This window comes from Streptomyces sp. NPDC028907, assembly GCF_055564995.1.
Genome location: NZ_JBVHVE010000016.1, coordinates 181,993 through 199,631, shown reverse-complemented (window position 1 = coordinate 199,631; position 17,639 = coordinate 181,993). Strand labels below are relative to the sequence as shown.

Genomic DNA, 17,639 nt, shown 5'->3' with positions numbered 1-17,639 from the left:
AGGAGTCGGTCGTGGCGGGCCGGGAGTTCCCGGAATACGTCTCAGGCGGCCCCGTCGCGGCGGCGTGCAGCCCGGTTCGGCTCCGGAGGCGAGGGGGCCTCGGGGTGAGGATGGCGCAGGCAGGAGGCGACGACCACGAAGGGCCACAGGGACTGGAGGGCGGTCACCAGGCGTTCGGCGACACCGTCGGCGCCGCCCTGACGCATTTCGATCATGAACCAGGCCGCGGTGACGAGCATCAGTGCGGTGGCGGTGAGGGACGGTACGGGCCGCAGACCCCAGGGTGCGGTCCCGCGCCGGTCCGCGGCCAGCACCGGCCACACCGCCAGCAGCGCGAAGCCGACCGCGGCCGCCGAGCCGTGCCGCAGGGAACCCCCGCTGCTGGGCGGCGGGAGGAGGGCCACCACGAACGCGGCCGCGCCCCCCGCGCCCAGGGCCAACCGGCCGGGCAGCGCGGCCGGGCGCAGTCCCAGAGCTGTGATCATGTGGCAGACGCCCAGGGCGGCCAGTGCCCCGGTCATCACCCAGAAGCCGGCGGCGCCGTAGGCCGCCAGGACACTGATCGTCTGTGTGGCGGGGTCGTAGGCGGGTCCTTCGAGCAGCGCCGCGATCGTCCAGCCGCCGATCAGCACGACAGGCGCACATCCCGACGAAAGCAGGGCCCATCTTGGGATAGATCGCATCGAACCACCGTAGAACGCACCCTGGGTCCGTCAGCCGCTGCCACGCGTACGCCGCGTCGGCGGACCGAACAGTGCTGCGCTATTCGAACAAATCCACCGCAAACGCCACACTGCGCCACCCCTTCCGGCGCATAGAAATATCCACCAGCATGAAGGGCCCCGCCCGGGCAGGCGGACGGACGGGGCGGGCGGGGTCGGCGAGTGCTGGGGGTTGGGACATGCAGCGCACCATGGGGAAACAGGCCGTCGAGTGGCTCGCCGCGGCCGCCGCGGATCCTCGGTCGTGCAAGCGGCAGTGGGACCAGGGCGCGGACGCGGTGCTGCTGGAGGCCGGACGGCTCTGGGACGTGCTCAGCGTTCCCGAACATCTCGGCCTGGGCGCCCTGGATCTGCTGAGACGGGCGCGGCCGCGGGCGTCCGGACCCGTCCTGGTGAACTGCGGGGCGCGAAGAGTCGGCTTCTTCCTGCCGCCCGACCCCGTCACCGAGTGGTTCGGGCCCGGAGTGCGACATGTCGGCCGGGGGGCATGGGTCGCCGTGCCACCGCCGTACCAGTCCGCCGGATGGCGACTGGAGTGGCTCCTGCCGCCCGACGGAACCGGCGCGCTGTACGACCCCGCGGTCGTGGAACGCGCGCTGCGCGCGGCCGGCGGGGCTCGTGCCGCCCGGACGCGGTTCAGTCGGTCGGGCGCGGAACGGCGACGCTGACGCGTCCGGTCCCTCCGCTCCACTCCCACAGGCCCACCGGCCCGGGAAGGCCCCGGGGAACGACGACGGCCGGTACCCGTTCGGCCGCCCCGCCCTGCCGGTCGCCGGCCGGTTCGGCTTCGACGGCCCGGGCCGGCCCGGCGAACCGGCCGACCGCCCAGGAGGTGACGGTCTGCCCTTGTCCCTCGCCGGCGCCCACGGCGTCCCGCCAGGTGTCGCGGCGCTCCGGCACCGCACGGCCCTTGGCATGCCACTCCGCGACGAGCGCCGCGTAGATCGACGGCTGCCCCCGGAGGCCGGTGGCCGGTACGACGTACGACGCGGGTGCGGCATCGCCACCGAGGACACGCCGCGCCGGCTCAAGTCTGTCCATGCCGGGGCAACGCCGAGGCGCGCGCCGGTGGTACGCCCGCCGCCCCCGCTACCACCCAGTCGAGTGAGACCGTCCCCCGTATGGAGCCATGGAGTGCTCCATCTCCCCCTCCCTCCCGACATCGTCAGCCCTCGATCGAGACAGGAGCCGCTTCCATGGACCGAAACGACAGCGACGACACCGCCGACTGCCCGTGGTGCGCCGCACTGAGTGAGCCGAGCCCATCGCCGACGGCGCAGCCGTCCGTGGCACCGGGCCGACGGCACGACCCGTACGTGTCGGGGACACAGTACGAGGGAGACGACTGGTGACACCTGACGCGCGACGGCCGGGGCCTGCCCGGCGGACAGGCCCTAGTGATCGTGCGTCTCGTCGGACTGCGGGGCGTGCCGGCGCAGCCGGGCGGCGAGTACGGCGACATCGTCCTCGGCGTGCCGGGCGTCGAGGCGGGCGAGCGCCGTGTCGATGATGTCCTCGACCCCGCCGGCGGACGCGAAACCGACGCCGGCCAGCCGGTTCAGGGACTGCTCGATGTCCTCGCCGCGGTGCTCGACCAGCCCGTCGGTGAACAGCAGCGGGGTCTGGCCGGGGTCCAGCCGCCAGGTGCCCGGCTCGTAGCCGCCGAGGCCCGTTCCCAGGGGCGGGCCGACGGGCACCGGCAGCGGTGCGGCGCTGCCCTCGGCGTCGATCACGGCCGGGGGCAGATGGCCGGCGCCGGCAAGGGTCACCTGGCCACGGCCGGGGTCGACGCGGGCGATCAGACAGGTGGCCGGCCGGCGCTCCGCTTCCGCGGAGGCGATGTCGTCGAGCTGGCGCAGCACGCGGTGCGGCGGGAGATCGGCGGCGGCGATGTAGCGCAGCGCGGACCGGTACGCGGTCATGTCCACGGCGGCTTCCAGGCCGTGCCCCATGACGTCGCCGACGACGAGCAGCGTCCGGCCGAAGTGCAGCCGGACGGTCTCGCACCAGTCGCCGCCCACCAGGGTGCTCTGCCCGACGGGCAGATAGCGGATGGCCACGTCGAGGTTCGGGTGCGGACGGCCGGGCTCGGCGAGCAGCGCCCACTGGAGCTTGCCGACGATGCCTCGGACCCGGTCGTGCTCCCGGGCGTGCCGGATGTGGGAGGCGGCGCGTTCGGCGAGGAGGGCGAGCAGCCCGGCCTCCGCCGGGGTGAACGGCGTTCGGTTCCGGGCGCAGATCAGCATGCCGTAGGAGTGGCCGCCCGTGGCCAGGGAGACGCAGACCGCCGGCCGCGCGCCGTCGGACACCGGAGGGTCTCGTCTCCGTCCGAGCCGGCCGCCTCCTGGGCCGCCGACTCGGCCCACCGCACCGGGGGCAGCGTCGCCGGGTCGCCGTGGACGGCCTCGTACGCCGGTCCGGCCTCGCCGCCGACCCGTAGCACCGCCGCCGTGCCGCCCGCCTGCCCGGCGGCCTCCCTGGTCAGCTCCGCGCAGGTGGCGTCCTCGTCCAGCGTGGTGCCGATCCGGGCCAGTGCCGTACGCACCACGGTCAGCCGGGGCGAAACGCCGAGGTCCTGCCCGGGTGTGCCACGGGACGCGACGGGCCGTGCCCTCGCCGGTCTGTGAGACGTCTGGAACCAGCGCACCACACTGAACACCCTAAAGGCCGCCTAACCCACCCATCGTACGGACGGGGCAGGGCGCCGGCGGGCGAGGGCCGGGCGGCGGGGAGGCCACAGGGGCGGACGCGGGTGGGCACGACGGGGGCGGGCGCGGGCGGACACCCGGAGCACGGGGGCGCACGCGCTGCATATATCTGCCGGTTTGGCGCGCGGGCGCTCGCCCCATACGGGGAATTGAGCCCCCGCCCTATGGCCGCGACACCGGGCACCCGGTGCACTGAGGCCTCCATCTCTCGGTCGTCGGCGCACCACAGGGAGGCTCTTCATGGCACTCACGGAGTGGACGAAGTCAATGGAGTGGCTGGCAGCGGCATCGGAGGATCCCGGCGCCTGCAAACAGGAGTGGCAGAACGGCAGCACCGGGGTCGCACTGCTGGCCGCCGGCCGGTTCTGGGACGTGCTGATCGTGCCGGAGGAACTCGGGCTGCGCGTCGCCGACCTCCTGGAGGAACTGCCCCTGCTGGACCGCGGCCCCTGCCTCGTGGACACCCGACGGCGCAACGTCGGCTTCCTGCTGCCCCCGGAGCCGCAGACCGTGTGGATCGGCACCGGCGTACGCCTGCTCGGCGCGGGCACCTGGATCACCGCTCCCGCCCCGCACTGCCGCTGGGGCGCCCTGCGCTGGCTCGTCCCGCCGGACGGCAGCGGAACCCTGAACATGCCGGAGGTCCTGGAGATGGCCTTACAGCGCTGCGCGAGCGAGCTGTCCCGCACCCACGGGCACCCCGCGCCGGCCGCGTGCGCCGCAGGGGGCCGCGTACGGCCCTGACCGGCCCGGAGGTGTCGCTGTGACGCGGCTGTGACAGTCGACGGACAGCGCCATGACGTCCACCGACCAAAGTATTGGAAACGGACAAATTGCAGCTTTCGGACATCCATCGCTTCCGGTGATGTGAGCGGGGATGACCGAGTCGATCTGTCAGAGGACCCCCATGAGCTTCACCATCACCACCCCGCACGACGAAGCCACCGCCCCCGCGCTGGCCCCGCGCGAGAGGGAGACGCTCCAGCACATCGCCCGAGGCTGCACTTACCTCCAGGCGGCCCGGCTCATGGGACTGTCCAAGCACACGGTCGACGCCTACCTCCGTCGTATCCGCGCCAAGCTCGACATCAACAGCACCGCCGAGCTCACCCGGACGGCCATCGCCCTGGGTCTGTGACCCCGTCCGTAACCCCCGCCGCGCCCCGCGTCAAGTAACGAACAGCCGGGGCTGGGGCGTTCGTCCCCGGCGAGGGACTGTTGCAGTCCACCCCGCACACAGACCCGAACAGGTTCCCCATGAATGACATCGCCATCGTCGGACTCGGCTGCCGCTTCCCCGGAGCCGCGGGCCCCCGGGCGTACTGGAAGCTCCTCCTGCGTGGGGAACGGCAGTTCACCGCGGTTCCGAAGGACCGCTGGAACCATGACACGTTCCACCGGCCCGGCGACCCACAGGCCCCCGACAGCGCGTACACCGACCAGGTCGCCTTCCTCCGGGACGTGGACCGCTTCGCCGCGGGGCACTACGGACTGCCGCCGCGTCGTGCCGAGGCCATGGACCCGCAGCACCGTCTGGCGCTCGACGTCACCCGTGAGGCCCTCGACGACGCCGGGCTGGGCCGCGGCGGCTTCGACCGGGAGCGCACGGGCGTCTTCTTCGGCATCTCGGTGTCCGACTACCGGGAACTCGCCACCGCACGTCTCAGGGCCCTCGGACTCGCCGACGGATCACTCGGCGTGACCGCCGACGCCGACGCGCTCAACGCGCTGAAGGACGGTTCGGCCCGGGATCTCCCGCCCATCGGGACCTTCACCATGCCGGGCGTCCTGCTCAACATGGCGCCCGCCACGGTGAGCCGGCATTTCAACCTCGGCGGCCCGAGCTTCACCGTGGACGCCGCGTGCTCCAGCTCTCTGGTGGCCCTCGACCACGCGGTGGCGCAGCTGCGTCGCGGTAGCTGCAGGGCCGCGGTCGTCGGCGGGGTCTACCTGAGTCTCACGCCGGACAGTCTGGTCGGCTTCTCCCGGCTCGGCGCGCTGTCCGCCGCGGGGGTGTGCCGTCCGTTCGACACCAGGGCCGACGGCTTCGTCCTCGGCGAGGGAGCCGGCGCCGTGATCCTTCGGCCGCTGCAGGACGCCCTCGTCGACGGCAACCGCGTCTACGCCGTCATCAAGGGCATCGGCTCCGCGAACGACGGCGCCTCGGCGGGACCGCTGACGCCGAGCCCCGACGGACAGCTGCGTGCCATGCGCGGCGCGTTCGACGACGCGGGTCTGCCTGCGGATGCCCCCTCCTTCATCGAGGCGCACGGGACGGGGACCAGCGTCGGTGACCGCGCGGAGGTGGAGGCGCTGCGCCGGCTGCGCACCGAGGGCGGGGACCGGGCTCCGGGCCTCTGCTACCTCTCCTCGGGCAAGGCCCTCATCGGGCATTCGCTGTCCGCCGCCGGCATCGCGGGACTGATCAAGACCGCACTGGTGGTGCACCACCGCACGGTCGTACCGCAGCCCGACGTCATCCCCCATCCCGACCTGGGGCTGGACGCGGCCGGCCTGCGCGTGGCCGACACCGCGCGGGCCCTGCCGCAGCCGCGGTCGGCGGGTGCCGGACCGCTGTGCGCGGCCGTCAGCTCCTTCGGTTTCGGTGGCACCAACGTGCACGCGGTCCTCCAGCAGGCGCCCACCTCGACGTCCGTCCGGCGGCCCTCGGCCTCCCCCCGGACACGCGGCGCCGACACCGTCAGCGGCGCCGAGCCCCAGCTCGCGCTGATCTCGGCCGGCAGCCCGCGGTTGCTGCGGGAGCACATCGACGACCTCCTCAACCACTTGGAGCAGCCGGGCGCCATACCCTCGGTGTCGACGGCGGCGCTGGCCCACACCTTGACCGGGCGCGAGCCACTGCCGAGCAGGCTCGCGATCGTCGCCGGTGACACGGCCGAGTTCACCGAGCGGCTGCGCAGGGCACGCCGACAGCTGGCCGAAGGTGCCCGGGGCGACCTCGGCGACGGTGCCTTCGCCGCGGACGCTCCGCTGCGGCCCGCCGCGCGCCGGATCGCCTTCGTCTACCCGGGCCAGGGCAGCCAGCGCCCCGGCATGATGCGCGAACTCCATGAGCGCTACCCCGACTTCCGCGAAACCGTCGACGCCCTCGGCGCCGAAGCACGGCGGCACTGCGGCGTGGATCCGGCCGACCTGCTGTACGGGCCGGCGGCTGACTCGGCGGACGACGCCGGGCTCAGGCGCCGGCTCGCCCCCACAGAGGTGTGCCAGCCGCTGCTCGGCACCGTGCAGCTCGCCGCCACCGGGCTGCTTGCGGCGAGCGGCGTCGTCCCGGATGTCGTACTCGGCCACAGCGTGGGTGAGTTCGCGGCCGCGGCGACGGCCGGTGTTCTCCCGGCCGAGGAGACCGTGGCCCTGCTGGCCCGGCGAGGCGCGATCCTGCGGGACGCGGAGGGCGAGCCGCGCGGCTCGATGCTCGCCGTGCGGACGGACGAGGAGACCTGCCGACAGTTGGTCGAGGACGTCCGGGACGTGTGGATCGCGTGCCTCAACGAGCCCCGGCAGACAGTCGTCAGCGGCACCAGGGAAGCCCTCGACGCGCTGCGGCGCCGGTGCGCGGAGGGCGGCATCGCCACGAGGGCGCTCGAAGTCTCCAACGCCTTCCACTCGCCGCGGCTGGCGGCGGGCGACGAGGCCATGCGCACCGACCTCGAAGGGCGGACCCTGACCAACCCCCGCCTGCCGCTGGTCTCCTGCGTGAGCGGGACCGTGTGCGACGACCCCGACGAGCTGCGTCGGCTGTGGTCGCGTCACGCCTCCGAACCGGTGCGCTTCAGCGACGCCGTTCGCAGCGCCTACGACGCGGGCGCCCGCCTCTTCGTGCAGGTGACGGGCGGCAACTCGCTCCTCTCCGCCGTCCGCCGCAATCTCGCCGGGCAGGACGACGTCCACGTCGTCGCGGTCGACAACCCCGCTCCGGACGGCCGGCGCGGCTACCTCGGCGCCCTCGCCCGCCTCGCCGTCCTGGGCGTCGACGTGGACGTACGACGGCTGATCGAGCCGGCCGACCGCCAGCTGCTGGACCTGCCGACGGCCCGGCTGGAGACGCGGTCCTACTGGTGGGGGCACCGGCCGACAGCGACAGCCCACGAGACCCGCGCCGCGGGGCGGACGACTCCCACGCCCCCGCCGACCCCGCCGACCACATCAACCCCCGGTTACGCCCCCCGCCCCCGGACCTCCCTCGCCCCGACCAAGGACTACCCCATGCACGAACTGCTCGACCTGATCCAGCACCAGGTGACCCTCCTCGGCCGCCTCGGCGAGGCGCTGACCGACGCGACGCACTCGGAACCCGCCGAGCCAGCCGTGCCCACCGAGCCAGCCCAGCCCACCGCCGAAACAGAGGCAGTACAGGACGCGGTGTTCGAGCAGATAGCCCGGATCAGCGCATTCTCCGCGAGTGATCTGCACGCCGGTCAGCGGCTGGTGGACGACCTCGGTTTCGACTCGCTGATGCTGACGGACCTGTTCACGTCGCTCAAGCGGCGCTGGCCGTCCCTGACGGTCGACGAGAGGTGCGCCCGGCCGACGGTCGGCAGCGTCACGGCGATGGTGCGGGAGGAGGCGATGCCCGGCCCGTCGGCGGGCGGCCCGATCCCGCTGCCCCGGCCGACCGATCCCCCGGTCCCCGAGCCCACCCCCGCCAGCTCCTCGCCGCCGGTCGACCGGCTCCCGCAGGACCAGACCCGCATCGACCGCTTCCCCGAGGTGACCGCACACCGGGAACGCATGAGCCTGCTCGACCGGCTCGACCTGCCGAACCCGTACTTCCGTGTGCACGAGGGCGGCATGACGGACACCACCGTCGTGGACGGCCGTGAGCTGATCTCCTTCTCCGGCTTCAACTACCTGGGTCTGGCGAGCGACCCCCGAACGACCGCGGCGGTGGAGGAGGCCGTCGCACGGTGCGGTACGTCCGCCTCCGCCAGCCGGCTGCTGTCCGGCAGCCGTCCGCTGCACCTCCAGTTGGAGCGGGAACTCGCCGACACCCTCGGAACCGAGGACGCGATCACCCTGACCAGCGGACATGCCACCAACGTCACCGTCATCGGCCATCTCGTCGGGCCGGAGGACCTGATCGTCCACGACTCGCTCGCCCACGACAGCATCCTTCAGGGCTGCAGGCTCTCCGGAGCCACTCGCCGGCCCTTCCCGCACAACGACGCCGCCGCCCTGGACGCCCTCCTCACCCGGGTCCGGCACCAGTACCGTCGTGTGCTCGTCGTCGTCGAGGGCGTGTACAGCATGGACGGCGACATCGCCGACCTGCCCGCGCTCATCGACGTCAAGCGTCGGCACGGCGCGCTGCTGATGGTCGACGAGGCGCACAGCATCGGCGTGATCGGCGCCACCGGGCGCGGGATCGGTGAGTACCACGACGTCGATCGCCGGGCCGTCGACCTGTGGGGCGGCACGCTGTCCAAGGCGTTGGCCGGGTGCGGCGGCTACATCGGGGCCGACCGCGGTGTCGTGGAGTACCTGAGGTACACCGCCCCGGGCTTCGTCTACAGCGCCGGCATGACTCCCGCCAACGCCGCCGCCTCCCTGGCCGCACTGCGCACGATGCGTGCCGAACCCGAGCGCCTGACGCGCCTGCGGGAGAACTCCGCGCTGTTCGCGAGCCTGGCGCGCCGGGCCGGCATCGACATCGGCGCCAGCCACGACTCGCCGATCGTCCCGTGCATCGTCGGTGACTCGGCGAAGACCCTCCGGCTGGCCGAGGCGATGTTCCGGCAGGGCGTGAGCGTCAATCCGATCCTCCACCCGGCCGTGCCCGAGGAGCTGACCCGGCTGCGGTTCTTCGTCACTTGCGAGCACACCCCGGACCAGATCCGCCACACGGTCGGCGCACTGCGACGGCAACTGCCGTACGCCGACACCTCCATCGCCACGGGAGCAGCGGCCTGAGACCGGCCGGGGGGCCGGACAGGTCGGGTCAGCCGCCGAGCGCCGCCAGCACCACGGACCTGGCCTCCTCCTGGACCTGGCGCAGATGGTCCGGGCCGAGGAACGACTCGCCGTAGATCTTGTAGACGTCCTCGGTGCCCGAAGGGCGGGCCGCGAACCAGGCGTTGGCGGTGGCCACCTTGATGCCGCCGAGGGCGGCGCCGTTGCCGGGCGCCTCGGTGAGGACGGTGGTGACCGGCTCGCCGGCAAGGGTGTCGGCGGTGACCTGACGCGGGGACAGCTTGGCGAGCAGGGCCTTCTCGTCGCGGGAGGCCGGGGCGTCGACACGGGCGTAGGCGGGGGCGCCGAAGCGGTCGGTGAGCTCGGCGTAGTGCTGGGAGGGGGTCCTGCCGGTGACCGCCGTGATCTCGGAGGCGAGCAGGGCCAGGAGGATGCCGTCCTTGTCGGTGGTCCACACCGAGCCGTCGCGGCGCAGGAAGGACGCGCCGGCCGACTCCTCGCCGCCGAAGCCGAGGGTGCCGTCGGACAGGCCGTCCACGAACCACTTGAAGCCGACGGGGACTTCGACCAGTTGTCGGCCGACGTCCGCCGCGACCCGGTCGATCATGCTGGACGACACCAGGGTCTTGCCGATGCCGGCGCCCGCGGGCCACTGCTCGCGGTGCGAGAAGAGGTAGGAAATCGCCACGGCCAGATAGTGGTTGGGGTTCATCAGGCCCGCGTCCGGTGTGACGATGCCGTGCCGGTCGGCGTCGGCGTCGTTGCCGGTGGCGATGTCGAAGCGGTCGCGCTGCTCGATGAGGGAGGCCATGGCGTACGGCGAGGAGCAGTCCATGCGGATCTTGCCGTCCCAGTCGAGCGTCATGAAACGCCAGGTGGGGTCGGTGAGCGGGTTCACCACCGTGAGGTCGAGCCTGTGCTGTTCCGCGATACGGCCCCAGTAGGCGACCGAGGCGCCGCCCAGCGGATCGGCGCCGATGCGCACCCCGGCGGACCGGATCGCGTCGAGGTCCAGCACGTTCGGCAGGTCGGCGACGTAGGCGCCGAGGAAGTCGTGGCGGCCGGTGCCGGGGGCGGCCAGGGCACGGGTGCAGGGGATGCGGCGTACGTCCTTCATGCCGCCGGTGATGATCTCGTTGGCGCGGTCCTGGATCCAGGAGGTCGCCTCGGAGCCGGCGGGGCCGCCGCTCGGTGGGTTGTACTTGAAGCCACCGTCGGCGGGCGGGTTGTGCGAGGGGGTGACGACCACGCCGTCGGCGAGAGCGGACGTGCGGTTCCGGTTGTGGGTGAGGATGGCGTGCGAGACGGCCGGGGTGGGCGTGTAGCCGTCGGCCTGGTCGATGAGGACGGTCACGTCGTTGGCCGCGAAGACCTCGAGGGCCGTGATCCGGGCGGGCTCCGACAGGGCGTGGGTGTCGGCGCCGAGGAAGAGCGGGCCGTCGGTGCCCTGGGCGGCGCGGTACTCGCAGATGGCCTGGCTGGTTGCGGCGATGTGGTCCTCGTTGAACGCCGCCACGAGGGACGAGCCGCGGTGTCCCGAGGTGCCGAACGCCACCCGCTGGCCCGGCTCGGCCGGGTCGGGGTGCAGTGCGTAGTACGCCGTGACCAGGCGGGCCACATCGATGAGGTCTTCGGGCCGGGCCACCTGCCCCGCTCGCGCGTCCTGCATTTCCCCGCTCCTCCGCACAGTTCGACCGTTGGGTACGGCCCTCATTCTCCCCTGCCCGGGGCGTCGGGACGCGCATCGGGCCGCCGTTGTGGCACGCGTCCGACGGGTGCGACGATGCGGGCCGACGAGCGGAGGGACACCGACATGGGGCACGACGACGTGGGACACGAGAACGTGGGACACGAGGACGTGGGGTACCAACGGCCGCCCGCCGCCGTGCTGTTCGACGCGCTGGGTGCCGACTACGAGAAGGCGTTCGGCCGTGCCCCCGCGCACCTTGCCGCGCTGGAGTGGCTGATCGAGCGGCTGCCGCCCGCCGCGCGGACGCTGGACGTGGGCAGCGGCACCGGGCGGCCCACCGCGGCCGCGCTCGTCGGGGCCGGCCACTCGGTGCTGGGCGTCGACGTCTCCCCCGTCATGGTCGAACTCGCCGCCCGTCAGGTCCCCGAGGCCGAGTTCCGCCACGCCGACGTCCGGGAGCTGTCGTTCGAGGCGGACTCGTTGGACGGCGTGTGCGTGTTCTTCTCACTGCTGCAGATGACCCGGGCCGAGCAGTCGGCGCTGACGCGGCGGCTGGCCGTGGCGCTGCGGCCCGGCGGGCATCTGGTGCTGGCCACCGTGCCCGCTGACGTCGAGGACGTGGAGGTGGTCTTCATGGGCCGGCCGGTGCGCGCGACCAGTTTCGCCGAGGAGGACGTCGTCGGCATGGTGGAGGCGGCGGGGCTGACGGTGCTCGCCCGGCACAACGCCGCTTTCACGCCGGACCACCCCGACGGCGGACCCGAGCCCCACCTCTTCCTGTACTGCCGCCGCGACGAGACCGGCCGCTGAGACCCGCCCGGACCAACTGCCTTCTCCTGCCGGCCCCTTCGGCCGAAGGCCACCTACCCCGACCGGGCGCGGCCGGACACACTGAGACGTCGGCCGGCCTCGACGCGGCGTCGACGGGCAGTCCGTGGCCGCGTCCCGCGCGGCCGTGCGCCATCACTCGAACCTGCCCTACCGGCCTCGGGAGACTTCAGTGAGCACAGTGCGCCGTACCCCCGTCAGACGTCGTCCACGGCTGATCGCCTCGGTGGTGAGCCTGCTCGTGGCGGCGGCTCTCGCCATGTCCGACGCCGGCGCGGCCGCAGCGGTCACGGCCGGCGCCGCACCGTCAGCCGCGTCGGTGGCCGGCGCGGCGTCGGCCGTCGAGTCCCTGGGCATCGCCGGGACGACCTGGACCGTCGAGAAGCGCAGCGGCAAGCTGCGCATCCTCGCCGACTCCACCGTCACCGACTCGGACCTGGCCAGAATCCGGCGGGCCACCGGGCGCTTCCCGGGTGTCGCGACCCTCGAACGGCTCGACGGCAGGCTGCGCACCCTCCTGTCGGGCGGCGACGGCATCTACGCGGCCGGTTGGCGCTGTTCGGCGGGGGTGAACGTACGCAGCGGCACCACGTACTACTTCGTCACCGCCGGCCACTGCACCGACACCATGCCCACCTGGTACACCAGTTCCGCCATGACCACGACGATCGGCCCCACCACCGGCACCAGCTTCCCCGGCAACGACTTCGGTGTCGTCCAGTACTCCAATCCCTCCGTGCCGCGCCCCGGCACCATCGGCAGCATCGACGTCACCGGCACCGCGACGGCCTACGTCGGCCAGAGCGTCTGCCGTCGGGGCGCGACCACCGGGGTCCGCTGCGGCGTGGTGACCGCGCTCAACGCGACCGTCAACTACCCGGACGGGACCGTCTCCGGCCTGATCCGGACCAACATCTGCGCCGAGCCGGGCGACAGCGGCGGCCCGCTCTACGCCGGCGACAAGGTAGTCGGGATCCTCTCCGGCGGCTCCGGGAACTGCGCCTCGGGAGGGACCACCTACTACCAGCCGATCCAGGAAGTACTGAGCGCCTACGGGCTTTCCGTCTACTGAGTCGCCGGTTCGAGACGGACGCAGCAGTGGCCGTCGCCGGGTGCCAGACAGGCCTGGCGGCCGTGCTCGTCGAGCCCTTCGAGGACGCCGCGGAGCAGGTGGAGGTTCATGCCGCAGACGGTCTGCGTGTGTTCGCGGGCGAGCGCGTGGAAGGGGCAGTTGCCCAGCACGATCGCGTCACCGTCGTAGCGGGGTTCGAAGCCGTACCGCTCCAGCAGGTCGAACACGCCCGTGTGCCGGCCGGCCAGCCCGGCGCCGACCTCGTGGGCCTTTCGGTGCAGGACGGAACGCACCGGTTCGCCGGTGGCCTCGGACTCCTCCAGGGCCTGGGCCAGGAGCCGTCCGGCCAGCTCGTACTGCCGCTCCGGAAGGTTGACGCTGACCTGCTTCGCGGAGCGCCGGTACAGCTTGGCCGGCCTGCCCGCTCCCGGGCCGGTGCGGCCGCTGCGCCGTTCGTAGACGACGTCGAGGAGTGACTCGTCCGCCAGTCGGTCCAGATGGAAGGCCGCGGTCTGGCGTGCGAGCCCGAGCGCGGCGGCCGCTTCGTCACGGCTGACCGGTGCCTGCTGGCGCACGACATGGTCGTACAGCCTCCTGCGCGTCGGCTCGTCCAGAGCGGCGACGGCGGAGACATCGGGGCGGCTGGCTTCGTTCGGACGGTCCACGAACACCAGTGTAAAACCCATGCCCATTGACTTAAGAACGTCCAGGCGCTTCTATCGACAGTAAGAGTTGTCGTTAGAAGACGCGAAGGAACAACGCCATGTCCTCCACCACCACAACCACGTCGGCCGGGCCTCGGCGAGCCGCGCTCGCCGACCCCCGCTACCAGGCATTCGTCATCCTGCGCACCGGGTTCACCGTGGCGCCGATCCTGTTCGGACTGGACAAGTTCACCAACCTCCTCGTGGACTGGCCCGGCTATCTCGCGCCGTGGATCAACGACGTCGTTCCCGGCAGTGCCCAGGCGGCCATGTACGCCGTCGGTGTCATCGAGATCGTCGCGGGTCTCGTCGTCGCTCTTGCCCCTCGCTTCGGGGGCTGGCTGGTGGCCGGATGGCTCGCCGGCATCATCGTCAACCTCCTGACCATCCCCGACTACTACGACATCGCGCTGCGCGACTTCGGCCTGCTGCTCGGCGCGGTCGCCCTGGCCCGGCTCGCGCAGGGCTACCACCGCGAGGGGCCCTCACGCTGAAGCCCGGCGCGGCGACCGGTGCGTCACCCGCCCCCACCTGCCGGTGATCCCGGCGGTCAGGGGCGGGGTGACGGCTTCTTGCGGGGTGACGTTCGGCGGTGAAGCCGGATCGCGAGGGGCGCGGCGGTGAGGACGGAGGAGCAGGTGCCGACCGCGAGGCCGATGAGCAGGGCGAGGGCGAAGTCGGTGAGCGAGGAGCCGCCCAGCACGGCGAGGGCGGTGAGGATGAAGGCGGCGCCCATGCCGGTGTTCACGGTGCGGGGCAGGGTCTGCAGGATCGCCTGGTTCACGATGCCGGGGAACGGTGTCCGGGAGGCCTTGCGGGCCAGTTCCCTGACGCGGTCGAAGAGCACGACGGAGTCGTTGACCGAGTAGCCGACCACCGTGAGCAGGGCGGCCAGGAACACCCCGTCGACGGGCTTGCCCAGCCAGGCGAAGACGCCGAGCAGGATCACCACGTCCTGGGCGAGGGCCACCACGGCGGCGGTACCGAAGACCCAGCGGAAACGCACGGTGAGGTAGACGAGCTGCGCCCCGAGGGCCACGGCGAGCGCGATCAGCGCGCCTTGACGCAGCTCCTTGCCGAGGCTGGGACCGATCAGCTCGTCACGGACCTTGTCGGCCCCGCCCGCGACGTCGTCCACGGCACCGGTGACCTCGGCCACTTCGGCGTCGGTCAACGTCCCGGTGCGTACCGTCAGGCCCGCGTCACCCGAGGACTGCACGACGGCACGGGGCAGTCCGGCGTCGACGAGTGCGGTGCGGACCCGGTCGGGGTCGACGGGGCCGGCGGTGGCGTACTCGATGAGGCGGCCACCGGTGAACTCCACACCGAGGTCGACCCCCCGCACCGCGATCCCCGAGCCGGCCAGCACCAGCACCGCGGCGGACGTGGCCAGCCAGCGCAGCGGGCGGCGCATCAGCTGGGGGTTACGGCGGACCAGGCGGTCGCGGACCGGGCCGGTGGTGGCGATGCCGGTGAGGCGGGGGCGGCGGCGTACGCTCGGCCGGCTCGCCGCGAACTCGGCGAGGACACGGCTGATCACCAGGGCGCTGAACATGGCGGCGAGCACGCCGATGCCCAGGGTGACGCCGAAGCCGCGGACGGGCCCGGAGGCGAGGAAGAACAGCAGGGCGGCCGCGATCAGTGTGGTGATGTTGGAGTCGGCGATCGCGCTGAAGGCGTTGCGGAAGCCGGCCGCGAGCGCCGAGCGGGTGCTGGGGCGGCGGCGGGCCGCGTACTCCTCCCTCGCCCGTTCGAAGACCAGCACGTTGGCGTCCACGGCCATACCGATGGCCAGGACGAATCCGGCCAGGCCCGGCAGGGTCAGGGTGGCGCCGAGGGCGGCCAGGGCGGCGTAGGAGACCAGGCCGTAGCAGGCCAGCGCGACGGCGGCGAGGCCGCCCAGCAGCCGGTAGACGGCGATGATGAACAGCGAGGTCAGCGCGGTGCCGATGGCGGCGGCCCAGGCGCTGGCGGCGATGGCCTGCGCGCCCAGGGTGGGGCCGACGGTGCGCTGTTCGACGGTCTCGACGGGCACGGGCAGGGCGCCGCCGTTGATGAGCAGGGACAGTTCGCGTGCTTCCTCCGGGCTGAAGGAGCCCGTGATCTGGGTGGCGCCGTCGCGGATGCCGGTCTTGCAGCCGACGGACGGGTCGACCTGCGGGGAGGAGATGACCTTGTCGTCGAGGACGATGGCGACCCTTCGTGCCGGGTGGCCCGCCGCATGGCAGGCGGCCTCGCCGGTCAGCCGGGCCCAGCCGTCGCGGCCGGTGCCCTCGAAGTCGACGGTGACGTGCCATCCGGCGGCGCCCTGCTGGTCGAAGCGGGCGGCGGCCTCCTTGACATGCTCGCCGGTCAGGGCCGCGGCCCCGAGGCGCAGGGGCGTGCCGGACTCGTCCGGCAGGACGCGTTCCCGTGGTCGCTTCGGCAGGGGGCGGGTGCTGTCCTCGGCGCTGTCGGCGGTGCCGAGCACCTGGTGGAAGGTGAGCTGCGCGGTACGGCCCAGGACGTCGGCGGCCTTCTTCGGGTCCCGCACGCCGGGCAGTTCGACGATGATCCGGTTCTCACCGGAGTGGACGAGGGTGGGTTCGGCGACGCCGAGTGCGTCGACACGGCCGCGCAGCACTTCCAGGCTGCGGTCGGTGGCCTCGCGGTCGGCTTCGGCGGTGGCGGTGGAGCGGGTTTCGAGCACGATCTGCGTACCGCCGCGCAGGTCGAGTCCGAGCCGGACCGGCACGGTGACTGCGATGTACAGCGACACGGCGAGCACGGCGAGGGCGAGCAGCGCCCGTACGCGCAGGGAACGGTTCAACGGAGCCTCCGGCAGGCATGCCGCCGCGGCGGCCGGTGATGGCCGCGGCGGGGCGGGAGTGGATGGGGCGGGGAGTGGGGCGTCAGGTGCCGGAGAACACCGGGGGCGCCCGCCCGCGATCGTGGGCCGTGTGGGGCTGCGAGGACGGCGCGGGGAGCGCCGGGGCCGGGGGTCGTACGCCGTGGGACGACGGGGCGGCGTCCATGTCCTGGCCGCGGGCGAGGAGGGGGACGCGCGGGGCGGGGTGGTCGTTGTGCGGGTCGTGGCGGGTGGCCGCCCGGACGACGCAGGCGGCGTCGCAGTCGTCGGCGGCGTGCGGCCCGTCGCCCCGGTGCTGTGTGGCTGTCACGGGTGCGCCGACGACCGGCGGGGCGGCGGCGCCGAGGGTGGTCAGCAGCGCCAGGAGGACGGCTGCCAGCACTGCCACGGCGGGGGCACGTCGCACAGGCGGCGGGATGCCGGGGGCGATGCGCGCGGCGTCGTGCATGCGGTCAGGGCTCGATCAGGCCGGCGCGGATGGCGTAGCGGGTGAGGTCGAGGCGGTCGCGCAGGCCGAGTTTGTGCAGGAGGTTGGCGCGGTGGCGCTGGACGGTCTTGATGCTGATGAAGAGCAGATCGGCGATCTCCTTGGACGAGTGGCCCTCGGCGACCAGCTTCAGGACCTCTTCCTCCCGGGGGGTGAGGATCTGGTCGGGGGTCTCCTGGCCGTGGCGGGCCCGGTCGAGGTAGTTGCGGATCAGCGCGGTGACCGCGCCGGGATACAGGAACGGCTCGTCCCGCATCGCGGCCCGGCAGGCCGCGACCAGGTCCCGGTCGGCGACGGACTTCAGCACATAGCCGCTCGCGCCGGCCTTCAGGGCCTGGAAGAAGTACTGCTCGTTGTCGTGCATGGTGAGCATCAGGATCCGCAGCTCCGGCTTGAGGGCGGCCAGTTCACGGGCTGCCTGGAGTCCGGTCAGGCGTGGCATGGCGATGTCCAGCACTGCCAGGTCGACGTCGTGGGCGCGGGCCAGTTCGATGGCCTGAGCTCCGTCCCCGGCCTCGGCGACCACCTGCAGGTCGGGTTCCTGGTCGAGGATGAGCCGCACACCGCGGCGGACCAGCGCGTGGTCGTCGGCGAGCAGGATACGGATCGTGTTCGTCCGCGCCGCGGCGGTCGTGGTCGTTTCGGGCAT

At 73.0% G+C, this 17,639-nt stretch carries 17 protein-coding genes; 8 read left to right on the top strand and 9 right to left on the bottom strand.

Features of this window, described 5'->3' with window-relative positions; all coding sequences use genetic code 11:
- Nucleotides 1–41: 41 nt before the first annotated feature.
- Nucleotides 42–683, bottom strand: a complete 642-nt coding sequence (locus ACZ4UU_RS37435) for a DUF998 domain-containing protein (protein ID WP_471907873.1) — start codon at nt 681–683, stop codon at nt 42–44.
- Nucleotides 684–901: 218 nt separating this feature from the next.
- On the opposite strand from ACZ4UU_RS37435, the gene ACZ4UU_RS37430 reads away from it, so the two are divergent.
- Nucleotides 902–1,390, top strand: coding sequence for a hypothetical protein (locus ACZ4UU_RS37430; RefSeq protein ID WP_471907872.1), 489 nt, complete (start codon nt 902–904; stop codon nt 1,388–1,390).
- Here the strand turns inward: ACZ4UU_RS37430 and ACZ4UU_RS37425 are convergent.
- The gene (locus ACZ4UU_RS37425) at nt 1,359–1,763 is read right to left on the bottom strand and encodes a hypothetical protein (protein ID WP_471907871.1); all 405 of its coding nucleotides are present in this window, start codon (nt 1,761–1,763) and stop codon (nt 1,359–1,361) included. The two genes, ACZ4UU_RS37430 and ACZ4UU_RS37425, sit on opposite strands and share 32 nt — an antisense overlap.
- 155 nt (nt 1,764–1,918) lie before the next feature.
- Here ACZ4UU_RS37425 and ACZ4UU_RS37420 point away from each other — a divergent pair, with 155 nt between their 5' ends.
- Complete coding sequence (locus tag ACZ4UU_RS37420) at nt 1,919–2,074, top strand: hypothetical protein (protein ID WP_471907870.1); 156 nt, start codon at nt 1,919–1,921, stop codon at nt 2,072–2,074.
- Between the two features lie 42 nt (nt 2,075–2,116).
- Here the strand turns inward: ACZ4UU_RS37420 and ACZ4UU_RS37415 are convergent, their stop codons facing one another.
- Nucleotides 2,117–3,031 carry a PP2C family protein-serine/threonine phosphatase gene (locus ACZ4UU_RS37415; RefSeq protein WP_471907869.1) on the bottom strand — a complete coding sequence of 305 codons (915 nt, stop codon included), beginning with the start codon at nt 3,029–3,031 and terminating at the stop codon, nt 2,117–2,119.
- The gene (locus ACZ4UU_RS37410) at nt 2,962–3,267 is read right to left on the bottom strand and encodes a hypothetical protein (RefSeq protein WP_471907868.1); all 306 of its coding nucleotides are present in this window, start codon (nt 3,265–3,267) and stop codon (nt 2,962–2,964) included. The genes ACZ4UU_RS37415 and ACZ4UU_RS37410 overlap by 70 nt, the downstream gene beginning before the upstream one ends.
- Before the next feature lie 403 nt (nt 3,268–3,670).
- On the opposite strand from ACZ4UU_RS37410, the gene ACZ4UU_RS37405 reads away from it, so the two are divergent.
- From ACZ4UU_RS37405 to ACZ4UU_RS37395, 3 genes are all read left to right on the top strand, one after another.
- Complete coding sequence (locus ACZ4UU_RS37405; RefSeq protein WP_471907867.1) at nt 3,671–4,174, top strand: hypothetical protein; 504 nt, start codon at nt 3,671–3,673, stop codon at nt 4,172–4,174.
- A 163-nt stretch (nt 4,175–4,337) separates the two neighbouring features.
- Nucleotides 4,338–4,568, top strand: a complete 231-nt coding sequence (locus tag ACZ4UU_RS37400; RefSeq protein WP_062725213.1) for a response regulator transcription factor — start codon at nt 4,338–4,340, stop codon at nt 4,566–4,568.
- A 119-nt stretch (nt 4,569–4,687) separates the two neighbouring features.
- Nucleotides 4,688–9,361, top strand: a complete 4,674-nt coding sequence (locus ACZ4UU_RS37395) for a type I polyketide synthase (protein ID WP_471907866.1) — start codon at nt 4,688–4,690, stop codon at nt 9,359–9,361.
- 28 nt (nt 9,362–9,389) lie between these two features.
- Here ACZ4UU_RS37395 and pgm read toward each other — a convergent pair whose 3' ends face one another.
- Nucleotides 9,390–11,030 carry a phosphoglucomutase (alpha-D-glucose-1,6-bisphosphate-dependent) gene (gene pgm / locus ACZ4UU_RS37390; protein WP_471907865.1) on the bottom strand — a complete coding sequence of 547 codons (1,641 nt, stop codon included), beginning with the start codon at nt 11,028–11,030 and terminating at the stop codon, nt 9,390–9,392.
- 144 nt (nt 11,031–11,174) lie between these two features.
- On the opposite strand from pgm, the gene ACZ4UU_RS37385 reads away from it, so the two are divergent.
- Entirely contained in the window at nt 11,175–11,861 is a 687-nt protein-coding gene (locus ACZ4UU_RS37385) for a class I SAM-dependent methyltransferase (protein ID WP_471907864.1), read from the top strand.
- A gap of 190 nt (nt 11,862–12,051) precedes the next feature.
- Nucleotides 12,052–12,951, top strand: coding sequence for a S1 family peptidase (locus ACZ4UU_RS37380; RefSeq protein ID WP_471907863.1), 900 nt, complete (start codon nt 12,052–12,054; stop codon nt 12,949–12,951).
- Here ACZ4UU_RS37380 and ACZ4UU_RS37375 read toward each other — a convergent pair.
- Complete coding sequence (locus ACZ4UU_RS37375; protein WP_471907900.1) at nt 12,945–13,622, bottom strand: helix-turn-helix transcriptional regulator; 678 nt, start codon at nt 13,620–13,622, stop codon at nt 12,945–12,947. The genes ACZ4UU_RS37380 and ACZ4UU_RS37375 overlap by 7 nt on opposite strands.
- Nucleotides 13,623–13,714: 92 nt before the next feature.
- Here ACZ4UU_RS37375 and ACZ4UU_RS37370 point away from each other — a divergent pair, with 92 nt between their 5' ends.
- Nucleotides 13,715–14,149 carry a hypothetical protein gene (locus ACZ4UU_RS37370; protein WP_471907862.1) on the top strand — a complete coding sequence of 145 codons (435 nt, stop codon included), beginning with the start codon at nt 13,715–13,717 and terminating at the stop codon, nt 14,147–14,149.
- A gap of 56 nt (nt 14,150–14,205) precedes the next feature.
- On the opposite strand, the gene secD is transcribed toward ACZ4UU_RS37370, so the two are convergent.
- From secD to ACZ4UU_RS37355, 3 genes are all read right to left on the bottom strand, one after another.
- Entirely contained in the window at nt 14,206–16,464 is a 2,259-nt protein-coding gene (gene secD / locus ACZ4UU_RS37365; protein ID WP_471907861.1) for a protein translocase subunit SecD, read from the bottom strand.
- Nucleotides 16,465–16,546: 82 nt separating this feature from the next.
- Nucleotides 16,547–16,951 (bottom strand): hypothetical protein, encoded by a 405-nt coding sequence (locus ACZ4UU_RS37360; protein ID WP_471907860.1) that lies wholly within the window; start codon nt 16,949–16,951, stop codon nt 16,547–16,549.
- A 4-nt stretch (nt 16,952–16,955) separates the two neighbouring features.
- Entirely contained in the window at nt 16,956–17,639 is a 684-nt protein-coding gene (locus ACZ4UU_RS37355; RefSeq protein ID WP_471907859.1) for a response regulator, read from the bottom strand.

Excerpts from the sequence above, each read along its gene's own strand:
- ACZ4UU_RS37405 (WP_471907867.1), top strand. The coding sequence starts at position 3,671 with ATGGCACTCACGGAGTGGACGAAGTCAATGGAGTGGCTGGCAGCGGCA.
- ACZ4UU_RS37395 (WP_471907866.1), top strand. The coding sequence starts at position 4,688 with ATGAATGACATCGCCATCGTCGGACTCGGCTGCCGCTTCCCCGGAGCC.
- ACZ4UU_RS37385 (WP_471907864.1), top strand. The coding sequence starts at position 11,175 with ATGGGGCACGACGACGTGGGACACGAGAACGTGGGACACGAGGACGTG.
- pgm (WP_471907865.1), bottom strand. The coding sequence starts at position 11,030 with ATGCAGGACGCGCGAGCGGGGCAGGTGGCCCGGCCCGAAGACCTCATC.
- ACZ4UU_RS37435 (WP_471907873.1), bottom strand. The coding sequence starts at position 683 with ATGCGATCTATCCCAAGATGGGCCCTGCTTTCGTCGGGATGTGCGCCT.
- ACZ4UU_RS37430 (WP_471907872.1), top strand. The coding sequence starts at position 902 with ATGCAGCGCACCATGGGGAAACAGGCCGTCGAGTGGCTCGCCGCGGCC.
- ACZ4UU_RS37425 (WP_471907871.1), bottom strand. The coding sequence starts at position 1,763 with ATGGACAGACTTGAGCCGGCGCGGCGTGTCCTCGGTGGCGATGCCGCA.
- ACZ4UU_RS37360 (WP_471907860.1), bottom strand. The coding sequence starts at position 16,951 with ATGCACGACGCCGCGCGCATCGCCCCCGGCATCCCGCCGCCTGTGCGA.
- ACZ4UU_RS37355 (WP_471907859.1), bottom strand. The coding sequence starts at position 17,639 with ATGCCCGAAACGACCACGACCGCCGCGGCGCGGACGAACACGATCCGT.
- ACZ4UU_RS37400 (WP_062725213.1), top strand. The coding sequence starts at position 4,338 with ATGAGCTTCACCATCACCACCCCGCACGACGAAGCCACCGCCCCCGCG.
- ACZ4UU_RS37420 (WP_471907870.1), top strand. The coding sequence starts at position 1,919 with ATGGACCGAAACGACAGCGACGACACCGCCGACTGCCCGTGGTGCGCC.
- ACZ4UU_RS37370 (WP_471907862.1), top strand. The coding sequence starts at position 13,715 with ATGTCCTCCACCACCACAACCACGTCGGCCGGGCCTCGGCGAGCCGCG.